Here is a 10,934-nt window from a genome sequence, read left to right as displayed (position 1 = left end):
TGTAAATTTGGTATTGAATGGATTGTAGAGTTTGATCCGGAGGGGGTATAGTGTGTCGTTTTTTGCAATGCTCGTCATTCTCGCGCATGCGGGAATCTTACTACAATTGCCAGGTTATAAGACTAATTTTTTTGACTCTTGCATTTTAAACGCTAAGGAATGCATTTCTACCATTTTTGAAAGTTACTCAGCAACCTTTATGCGTAACAGGTATTGCCTCGAATTTTAAATTCAGAGGCTATTAATCTTTTTCTGCTAATCACAGTCAAATTTGCTTTACCATAATTTTATAATGATGCAGGATCAGAATAATACTTTGATAACCTCAGCTAAAAAGGCAAGTGGAATGAGCGACGAGAAATTTCCGAAAGGTATATTACTTTTTATTCTTGTGCTCAGTGTGATGCTTATGGCCTTACTTTTATGGAGACATTAACAATTTCTGCATTTTGTTTTGATTAGCAAATCTGCGGGAATTATATTCTTGCTAATATTTTCAACATCTTCGACCTCTTTAAAGGCTTCAAAATCTACCTCCTAATAATTTAAAAACTAACTCCCAATTGCAAACCTGTAGAAAGTGATGCCGCCTGATCGTTACCAAACCGGACAGGAAAAGGTAGGGCTGCGTGTAAATTAACATTCTTTCCTTTTTTTATTACCTGGTTAAAAACCGGAGTAAAGCCATAACGGCCATTGGTTTCGAATGCCACACGGCCAATAAATGTAAATCCATGTTTAAAGCGGGCAAGCATTGCACCCGGGTGAAACAAAACCGAACTTACGTTAGACAATATCATGCTCCGTACGGATATTGGGTGCAATTTCAAAGCTAACGCCAAATTTGTCGCTCTTTAAAATGTTTATTCCAAATGGAAATGCGAGTGTGTATACTTTCGAAAAGTTGTCGTGAAATCCATTTTTGTCTAATGATCCGATCGGGTGGAGCAAGCTGAAATAACCGGTTACTTTTGGGTAAATTGAAGTTTGAGCCGTCTATTGTGCCTTAATTGATAAATTTAGTGTAATGGTGAAAAGCAAGATTAATGTATTGCTGATTATAAATGATCGTGAGAAAATGTTTTGCATATATGATGATTTAAATGAATTTGATTAATAAGCCTAATATTGCCGCAACACCAATAATATAGGGTTCTTGCAATTTCTTGATGTAAATAAGGGCGATTATTGCTGCTATGGCGATCAATGCTGTTGGAATATCATTTATGGAACGTGCAGCAATTACCACAACCGAACCCACCAGCGCACCAATTACCGCTGCGGTAATGCCTTCTACAAAGGCTTTAATGCTGATATTTTTTGCAATCCTTTTAAAGGAAGGTGCTAATGCTATGGTAAAAAGATAGCAGGGTAGAAATGTTGCAAGGGCTGCCACACATGCTCCAGGGAAGCCAGCAACAAGATATCCGATAAAGCCAACAGTGATTACAACCGGGCCAGGAGTAATCATGGCAACAGCAACAGCATCTACAAACTGAGTTTCTGTTAGCCAACCAAATTCCTTTACAACTCCACTGTGTAAAAAGGGCACAATAGCCAGGCCACTACCAAATACGAAAGCTCCTGCCTTGGCGAAAAACCAACCGATTTCTTGTAAAGTTTTGCTGTCGTAATGCCAAAAACTTGTACTTAACAGGATTCCAGAAGAAAGCGTTGAAGGCCTTTTGATCCATTTTGGCGGGGCTTTAACAACCATGTATATGATGCCGCAACCTATAAATAATAAAATTTCTTCTTTTTCGGTAATCACTGTCATTACCATCCCTAGGATGTAAAATACCCATAAAAGCCATTTGGATTTTATGGCGGTAACTTCGAATTTGCTTATGGATTTGACGGTTAGTTTATAGGCACTCATGCTGATGATGCCAATTACTGCTGCACCAACGCCATAAAATACAGCTTGCATCCATGCCAGGCCCCCATATAACTGGTAGGCCATGCCCAGTAAAACAACCATTATAAATGAGGGCAGTACAAAAGCCAATCCTGTTAAAGGTGGCCCCCAATAAGCCATAATGTACAAAGCCAATATAAATACCCAGCTAGCGCTTAGCCGGCCCCGGTGCCAGTTGCGCTAATGCCAATCCTTCTTTGTATTCGTCTTCTGTTAGCCAGCCTTTCTGCGCCACTAAATCGCGCTGCATATAACCTACAAGTGCAACCGGACCGCCAAACCCCCAGGTACCCAGTTTCAGGAAATAGGTTGTAATTTCGGCTAGCGAATACAGTGGTTTGGTTTTAGCTGTTTCTTCTCTCATCAAGCAAATTGTATTTCGTTACAATATTGCTTATTCGCAAAACCTTATAATTGTATGGATTTAACTATTTGTATCCATTTCACTTTTTTGGTGCTTTTTTCTGTAAATGGACGGATTTTCTCCTGTCTGTTTTTTAAAAATCCGGTTAAAGTGGCTTTGGTCTGAAAATCCTGTTAAATAAGCAACCTCTGTTAATGAGTAAGTTGTAGTTTCTATCAACAGCATGGCCTTTTCAATGCGCATTTTTCGGATATAGTCTCCAAAAGATAGGTTATCGAAGTATTTTGAAAACTCTCTTGATAAATAGGCAGGATTAATTTCCAGTTCATTTGATGCCTGTTGTAAGCTTAAGGTCATGTTGGTATCCATCTGGTCTTGAATCATGTTTTTGAGTTCGTTGGCCCATGCAGGTGCTTTTTTACCTTTGTTTTCCCTCAGGTATTTGGTATATATTTCCAGCAACATCTGTTCAACTGGTCCGGCTTGTGTGTGTTTTTTGTGGTAAAGGTGTTTAGCCCAGCTATACAAACCATCGTAAATCTGCATACCCAAAGTAAGCAACTCGTGGTCGTTTGTACTGTGGTAGGCCAAGCCTGAAAATACAGCTTCGAGTCCTGCTGATTGTGGCGCAAAATCATGCCGATCGGTATCTGCACCACGAACAATTGCTGCAATGCGATCAAGCGCCACATCTTTTAACTGGTGCTTTTTAATAAAATAATCAAATGTACACTGATCATTGTAATGTGTGTATTCTACACCCGGCATATCGAAAGGTGTGGCCCCGAGTTCTTCTGCTTTAATCATCACCTGATCTGCCGGTACATAAATTATTTCTGCCTCCGGATCGATAAAACGCCTGATGAGCCAGGGACAGGCAATCCGGTCAATTTTCGGATGTTCGCGGGTAATCCATTTCATATTTACATTTGTGGGGGCAAGCAAAGTTAATGATCCAAGTTGAATTTATGGATAGGGCAGGTGCGTGAATTTACTCATCGCATTCGAAATGTGAATCTCGAAATTCCTCGTTGTAAAGGAGGACTATATAGGCTATTTAGGGGAAATTTATGGTCGGTGAGACACAGATCATTAGGTGGATTATCTGATCGCATTAGAAATGCGAATCTCGTTAATCCTCGTTACAAACGAGGACTATGTAGGCTATATAGGCTATTTTGGGGAAATTTATGGTCGGTGAGAAACCGACCATAAGGTGGTTTATCTGATCGCATTAGAAATGCGAATCTCGTCAATCCTCGTTTTAAACGCGGACTATGTAGGTGTTTATTCGATCGCATTCGAAATGCGAATCTCGTTAATCCTCGTTACAAACGAGGACTATGTAGGTTGTTTATTTGATCGCATTCGAAATGCGAATCTCGTTAATCCTCGTTACAAACGAGGACTATGTTGGGCTATATAGTATTTATACGTATGTTGGAAAATTAATCGAAATTACATCATTTCACTTTCAAAATATAGCCTAATCCATAAACGTTTTCGATGCTTACCTGCTCCGAGGCCTTAAAAAGTCTGCGTAACCTCGAAATAAATACTTCCAGGCTTTTGCCGTTAAAATAATCATCATTTCCCCACAGGCCAATAGAATATCTTTCTTTTTAACCACCTGGTTAATATTACCCGCCAAACGGTCTAATACTTCCGATTCTCTTACTGTTAATGATACCTCCCTGCCATCTGGCATCATCACAAATAGCTGGTCTTTTTGATACCTGATATCGCCTACATTAATAAAACCCGGTTTAGCGGGAGCAGCTGGTTTTACATTACCCGAAAATTTATTAATGATATTTCCGATCCGTAAAACCAATTCTTCAATTTCGAATGGCTTCGATATATAATCTATCGCACCAATTTTTAACCCTCTTATCCGGTCTTGCTTTTCATTATGTGCAGTAAGAAAGAAAAAGGGCTGGCTTGGGTTCATCTTTACCATATCTGTGGCCAGGTCGAAACCATTCATATCCGGTAGCTGTACATCAACAATCACCAGTTTATTATCAAGTTGGTTTGCACTATAATAATCCAATGCTGCTGTAGCAGTTTTAAACCAAAGTACACTAAAGCCCCTTAACTTCAGGTACTCGGAAATTACGTTGCCCAGGTCTATTTCATCTTCAATTATTACAATATCATACAGCATAATTTGTTGGATTATTGATTTGCATTGTTTGTGGCTTGTTCAGCGGGGATATGCACCAAAAATTCAGTTCCTTTTCCTGGTGTTGATCGTATGCTGATTTGCCAGCCATGAATATCAAGGCATTGTTTAACATAGTATAAGCCAAGCCCAAGGCCCGAAACCGTATTATCTTTGCCTGCACGGTAAAACTTATCGAATATTTTTTCTTTGGTTGCCTCTTCAATTCCTTTCCCGTTATCTTTAATATGAAGGGTGTAACCATCTTTATTGGTGGTAATAAAAAGCACAGTCATTTTTACCTCACTGTGGTTGTGTTTAAAAGCGTTATCCAAAATATTTTGCAGCATGGTTGTAAACACAAAAGGATCCATCATAATCAGTATTTCCGAACCATGAGGATCAAAGGTAAGGCTATCTGGCGATTGCACTTTTATTTTATAATCGTTAACCAGCGTAAGTACAGCATAATTAAGGTCTGTTTCTTCGAGGTGGATGTTGTTGTTAATTTCCGAAATCTCCAACATCTGGTTAATGTGCGAATGGAGCCTCCGGGCCTGCCTTTCTACAATATTTACAAGTGTGTTAACGCGGGTACGGTCATTCAATACCTCATCTTCGTGCAAACTTTTACTGGCCACCAAAATGGTGGTTATGGGCGTATTAAATTCGTGCTTAATGCTATTCAGGAAATCAGATTTAACATCGGTTTCTTTTTTCTGCCGCATCCAGCTGATGTAGGTATAATAATTTATGCCCACTATAATGATAATGCACAAGGCAACGAGCGAAAATGTAGGCAACATTTGATAGGCCACTTTTAAGGTACGGCCCGGAGGATCTACAAAAAGATTAAAGGTAATTCTGTAATCGTAAACCAGTTTGCCGCTAACCGAAAGATTGGTTACCCTGTTCTGGATATTTGGATCCGTTAATGTGCCGTCGATAATTACCCCATATGGCGTTTTTTTCCCTGGCTTTAAAATCAGTTTGGCTATTGTTATCGAATATGGTAATGTTACCGATTTTATTGTCGAAGTTTATTTCAATTTGCTGAAAAGTGAGAAGGTATTGCAAGGTGCTATCCAAGCCGTTCCGTTTAACAATCGATTGGAAAACACTGTCCATAGTGCTTTGCTGCTGAAGATCTTTTAACAGTGTATTGCTTACCCGTTGCGATAGTTTAACAAATTCTTTTCGGTTATTTAAATAGGCTTGTTTGAGCGCAGGCATATTTTTGGCGAGGATGGAGTCGATAATCTTTCCGCCGCCGGTATACACCTTATCTTCCGATATACTGCGTCCGTATTCATCGTTAATCAGCGTTTTTTCCTTTAAACTATAATCCCTGTCTCTAAGTACATAAGAATTATAGGTTAATCTGAGCTGTACCAGCAGCAATATCAGAAAGCTGACCAAAACTACCGACTTATATATACGATCTTTCATTTTATTCATTAAAAATAGACGTATTATTTCATAAATACCATAACGTTAAGCTTTTGTTAGGTTTCTGTTACGGTTTCGTTCGACAAATTTCTTTGATGTGGGATGTAGCTTTGAATAATGAAAGTTGGATGATGTGCATCAACCACATTTTGATTAAGCGATTGAAATTGATAACCAGTTGTACATCAGTACATCTTTCTAAACAACTAACACAAATACAAGAACCAAAAAACAGAGAAATGACCTTTAAAAGGATTTTATCATTATTACTTATCGTTTCGGGTACGACAGCTATTTACCCGGCAATGGCCCAGCAAAAATCGGCCAATAAACCATTACCCGGGCTTCAGCAAGATTTTGTAGACCTTGGTTTGGGTATGTTTATCCATTATGGAATGCCAACTTTTATGGATCAGGATTGGTCGGACCCTGATGCAGATCTTTCCCTGTTTCAATCACCAAAACTCGACGCTGACCAATGGGCAAAAGCGGCAAAATCTGCAAACATGACTTATGGTTGCTTAACCACTAAACACCACAGTGGTTTCCCGATCTGGAATACCAAAACAACTGCATATAATGTAATGAATACGCCGCTTAAGCGCGATGTGGTAAAAGAATATACAGAGGCTTTCCGTAAAAATGGATTGAAGGTAATGTTATACTATTCTATATTGGATACCCATCATGGCATCCGTCCCAACCAGATAACTCCTGCAAACGTTAAAATGATCAAAGATCAGCTTACCGAACTGCTTACCAATTATGGCGAAATTACAGCACTGATTATTGATGGATGGGATGCACCATGGTCGCGTATTTCTTATGATCAGGTACCTTTTGAAGACATTTATTACTTAATCAAATCATTACAGCCAAACTGTTTGGTGATGGATTTAAATGCAGCAAAATATCCTACACAGGCATTGTTTTATACCGATATCAAATCGTATGAACAAGGTGCAGGTCAGTTTATTTCAAAAGAGAACAACAAACTTCCGGCACTTGCCTGTTTACCACTTCAGGCCAATTGGTTCTGGAAAACATCTTTCCCTACTACACCTGTAAAAAATGTACCCGAACTGGTAAACAAATTCATCATTCCTTACAATGGTGCCTATTGCAATTTTATTCTTAACGTAGCTCCGGGCAAAAACGGGCTGATTGATGATAATGCTTTGGCGGCACTTAAAGAAATGGGGCAGATTTATAAAAAACCTACCGATCTTCCGCGAATACCGGCTTATGCTGCGCCAATTATTTCGAGCAACATTGCCAAACATGTAAAAAGCAACAGCAGCTGGAGCGATGATATGAACATTATGGATTTTGCCAATGATGACGATTTCGGTTCGAGCTGGTCTTCAAATCCAACTGTAAAATCTCCCTGGTATGAGTTAAATTTCGAAAAAGCAGTTCCTTGCAATATGGTGGTATTAACTGCCGGTAATAACCGTAAAGCCACCTACACTTTGCAGTATTATGCAAATGGTAAATGGAATGCTTTAGCTGCTAAAAACGAAGGAGAAAAAAAGGTAAGTATTTTTAGGTTTGAGCGCATTTGGTGCGAAAAAATAAAGGTAAGCATTACCAATTTCGACAGCCCGCCTGCTATTGCCGAAGTAGGTGTATTTAACGAAAGAAAATAAGATATAGGTTAGCCGGATCAGTTTTGGCCCGGCTAATTTATTAATTGCTCTTGTTTGCCAGGTACAGGTGGGAATTAACTACTCCAAAACATATCTACAAGCATTTTTTGAAACAATCCTAACATAACCAACCAAACTTTATGAACCAAAATTTTACTGCTAGGGTAAGGCATTTGCCTTATCTGGGGAATCTCTTGGTACTGTTTTCAGTATTTAGTGTCTGTTTACTGCTCTTGGGCAGCCCCATACATGCGCAACAGGGCGCAACAATCAAAATTACCGGAACTGTTAAAGATTCACTCGGTTTAGGTATTCCCGGGGTGAGCCTTCAGGTTAAAAGCCAGGGAGGTGCCGGAACAATTACCGATGCCAATGGTAAATTTGCACTCAACGTTACAGCCAAATCTACAGTTGTAGTATCATCGGTAGGTTTTAAGCAGATTACTTTTATTGCCGATGCCCAAAATTTAAAAGTAGATCTCGTTCTTCAATCTGATGATAACAACCTTACGGATGTGGTGGTTACAGCCTTTGGCAAAAAGGAGCGGAGAGAAGCCATGGTAGGATCTGTAACCAGTATTACACCTTCTAAACTTAAAATCCCTTCCAGTAACCTCACCAATGCCATGGCCGGGCAAATTGCCGGGGTAGTGGCTTACCAACGCAGCGGCCAGCCAGGGCTTGATAATTCAACCTTTTTTATCCGTGGCGTTACCACATTCGGATATAAACAAGATCCCTTGATTTTGGTAGATAACGTAGAACTTACCCCAACCGATCTTGCGAGGTTACAGGTTGATGATATTGCCAGTTTTTCCATCTTAAAAGATGCCAGTGCCACAGCTTTATATGGCGCAAGGGGGGCTAACGGCGTAATATTGGTAACCACAAAAGAAGGTGTAGAAGGCAATGCAAAAGTAAACGTACGTTTCGAAAACTCGATTTCGCAGGCTACGCAAAACCTAAAAATTGCCGATCCCATCACTTTTATGAAAATGTATAACGAGGCCATTACCACAAGGAACTCCTTAGGTGTACCCAGGTTTAGCCAAAACGATATTTACAACCGTGAGCAAACTTTAAGTGGTGCACCAGGAAGCAACAGATATGTTTATCCTGCTGTAAACTGGATTGATGAACTTTTTAAACAAAGTACCAACAACCAAAGGCTTAACGGTAGCGTAAGCGGTGGCGGCAAAATTGCCAGGTACTACATTGGTACTTCTTACAACCGCGATAACGGGATACTAAAAGTTAGTCCGGTAAATAATTTTAACAATAATGTAAAGCTAGAAAACTATCAGCTCCGTTCTAACGTCAACATCAATGTTACGCCTACTACTGAGGTGGTTTTAAGGCTTTCGGGTACTTTTGATGAGTACAACGGCCCTATAACCGACGACGGCTCTTTCTCTGCCGATCTGTATAAAAAGGCACTTCATACCAGTCCGGTATTGTTTCCTGCATTTTTTCCTGCAGATCCATCATTGGGTATTGATACACACATTCTTTTCGGCAACAGTTCAACTGAGGGTACCGGAAACACAGTTGGTTTTTCCAATCCTTATGCAGATATGATGAAAGGCTATAAATCTTTCTCCAGGTCAAGAATGTCGGCACAGTTAGAACTTAATCAGGATCTTAACTTCCTTACAAAAGGTTTATCATTTAAAGGAATGTTTAATACCAACAGGTATTCTTACTTTGATTTAACAAGGCAATATTCGCCGTTTTTTTACAATATAGCTTCTTATGATCGGGTGAGCAATCAATATACGCTTAACTGGATTAATAACCAGCCGGGGCAGGCTTCAGAATACCTGAGTTTTGATCCGGGTTTTAAGGATATCAATACTTTTGTGTACATGCAGGGCGTATTGGATTATTCGCGACAGATAGGCAGCAAACACAACATTAGCAGTACATTAATTGCAACCAGGCAGCAGCGTCTTTATGCTAATGCCATCGATCCTGCAACCAATTTATCCAGTTTGCAGTATTCACTTCCTTACCGGAATGTTGGTTTATCGGGTAGGTTAGGGTACGCTTATGATAACCGCTACTTTGCCGAATTTAATTTTGGCTACAACGGATCGGAACGCTTTGCAGATAAAAACAGGTTTGGTTTCTTCCCAACAATTGGCGGTTCATGGGTAATCTCGAATGAGAAATTTTGGGATGGCGGTTTAAAAGGAGCGGTTAATAAACTTAAACTACGTGCGAGTTATGGTTTGGTAGGTAACGATGCCATTGGTGCACAACGTTTTTTCTACCTGTCTAATGTAAACCTTAACGGGGGCAATCCTGCCTTTTTTGGTCAAAACAATGGTGTAAGCAGGCCAGGTGTAAGCATTACCAATTACGCAAATGACGCGGTAACCTGGGAAACTTCGAGGCAAACGAATATCGGACTGGAGATTAGCCTGTTTAAAAGTTTAAACATTATTGCCGAAGTATACAAACAACACCGTTACAATATTTTAATGCAACGTGCATCTATCCCTACCAGTATGGGGTTAGAATCGGGTGTGAGTGCAAACCTTGGCACTGCTGATTCGCGCGGAATTGATTTTTCTGCTGATTATAGTAAAACCTTCAGAGGAGGCTTTTGGATGTCGGGCAGAACAAACTTTACCTTTTCGCAAAATAAATACGGACAATACGAGCAACCTGCATATAAAGAACCATGGAGAATACTTTCGGGCCAGAAAATCGGTGTAAGGTGGGGTTACATTGCCGAGCGTTTATTTGTTGATGACCAGGAGGCGGCTGCTTCGCCAACACAGCTTTTCGGAGCAGGTGCTTCTGCCCCAAAGGGAGGTGATATTAAATATACCGACGTAAATAATGATGGCAAGATAACCGAAGCCGATCAGGTTTTTTTAGGGCTGCCGGCTACACCCGAAATTGTGTATGGTGCAGGCCTTTCAATGGGATTTAAAAAGATCGATCTTTCCTTGTTCTTTCAAGGCGTAGGCCGTACAAGTTTTTTTATTGATCCATCTCAGGTAAGTCCCTTTCTCGAAAACAGACAGGTATTGCAACAATTTGCCGATAGCCATTGGACAGAGGAAAACCAGAATCTTTATGCCAAGTATCCCCGTTTGGGAACCACTTCATCTGAGATCAGCAACAACCTGCAAACCAGTTCGTGGTGGATGCGTGATGGTGCATTTATCAGGTTAAAATCAATAGAGATAGGTTATACCTTGCCAGAAAAGTTGGCCAAAAAAGCATTCTTATCCAATTGCCGGATTTATTTTAATGCCTTAAATCCATTTACCTGGAGTAGGTTTAAAGATTGGGATCCGGAGTTGGCTTCAAACGGCTTTAGCTACCCGATCCAGAAAGTGTACAATATCGGAATCAACGTTAACTTATAAGCGCACC

The 10,934-nt window shown here is 40.1% G+C and carries 9 protein-coding genes and 1 pseudogene; 2 read left to right on the top strand and 8 right to left on the bottom strand.

The window, feature by feature from the left end; translation table 11 throughout:
- Positions 1-545 precede the first annotated feature (545 nt).
- From AC0IWE_RS09145 to AC0IWE_RS09110, 8 genes and pseudogenes are all read right to left on the bottom strand, one after another.
- Positions 546-800 carry a hypothetical protein gene (locus tag AC0IWE_RS09145; RefSeq protein WP_471792825.1) on the bottom strand — a complete coding sequence of 85 codons (255 nt, stop codon included), beginning with the start codon at positions 798-800 and terminating at the stop codon, positions 546-548.
- 299 nt (positions 801-1,099) lie between these two features.
- On the bottom strand, positions 1,100-2,038 hold the full coding sequence (chrA, locus tag AC0IWE_RS09140) for a chromate efflux transporter (RefSeq protein WP_471792824.1): 939 nt from the start codon (positions 2,036-2,038) through the stop codon (positions 1,100-1,102).
- Positions 2,039-2,066: 28 nt separating this feature from the next.
- On the bottom strand, positions 2,067-2,282 hold the full coding sequence (locus tag AC0IWE_RS09135) for a chromate transporter (protein ID WP_471792823.1): 216 nt from the start codon (positions 2,280-2,282) through the stop codon (positions 2,067-2,069).
- Positions 2,283-2,342: 60 nt separating this feature from the next.
- Positions 2,343-3,203 carry a chromate resistance protein ChrB domain-containing protein gene (locus AC0IWE_RS09130; RefSeq protein WP_471792822.1) on the bottom strand — a complete coding sequence of 287 codons (861 nt, stop codon included), beginning with the start codon at positions 3,201-3,203 and terminating at the stop codon, positions 2,343-2,345.
- Positions 3,204-3,745: 542 nt separating this feature from the next.
- Positions 3,746-3,835, bottom strand: a complete 90-nt coding sequence (locus tag AC0IWE_RS09125; RefSeq protein ID WP_471792838.1) for a hypothetical protein — start codon at positions 3,833-3,835, stop codon at positions 3,746-3,748.
- A 326-nt stretch (positions 3,836-4,161) separates the two neighbouring features.
- Positions 4,162-4,449: pseudogene (locus AC0IWE_RS09120) on the bottom strand (response regulator); the annotation flags it as partial.
- 11 nt (positions 4,450-4,460) lie between these two features.
- Positions 4,461-5,252, bottom strand: coding sequence for a sensor histidine kinase (locus tag AC0IWE_RS09115; RefSeq protein WP_471792821.1), 792 nt, complete (start codon positions 5,250-5,252; stop codon positions 4,461-4,463).
- Between the two features lie 82 nt (positions 5,253-5,334).
- Entirely contained in the window at positions 5,335-5,895 is a 561-nt protein-coding gene (locus AC0IWE_RS09110; protein ID WP_471792820.1) for a ubiquitin family protein, read from the bottom strand.
- A gap of 239 nt (positions 5,896-6,134) precedes the next feature.
- On the opposite strand from AC0IWE_RS09110, the gene AC0IWE_RS09105 reads away from it, so the two are divergent.
- Positions 6,135-7,544 carry an alpha-L-fucosidase gene (locus AC0IWE_RS09105; protein ID WP_471792819.1) on the top strand — a complete coding sequence of 470 codons (1,410 nt, stop codon included), beginning with the start codon at positions 6,135-6,137 and terminating at the stop codon, positions 7,542-7,544.
- A gap of 140 nt (positions 7,545-7,684) precedes the next feature.
- Positions 7,685-10,927 carry a SusC/RagA family TonB-linked outer membrane protein gene (locus AC0IWE_RS09100; RefSeq protein ID WP_471792818.1) on the top strand — a complete coding sequence of 1,081 codons (3,243 nt, stop codon included), beginning with the start codon at positions 7,685-7,687 and terminating at the stop codon, positions 10,925-10,927.
- The last annotated feature ends 7 nt before the right edge of the window (positions 10,928-10,934 follow it).

Source organism: Pedobacter sp. AC402, from assembly GCF_979252805.1.
The sequence above is the reverse complement of the archived record's forward strand: the minus strand, read 5'-3'. Positions and strand labels throughout refer to the sequence as shown.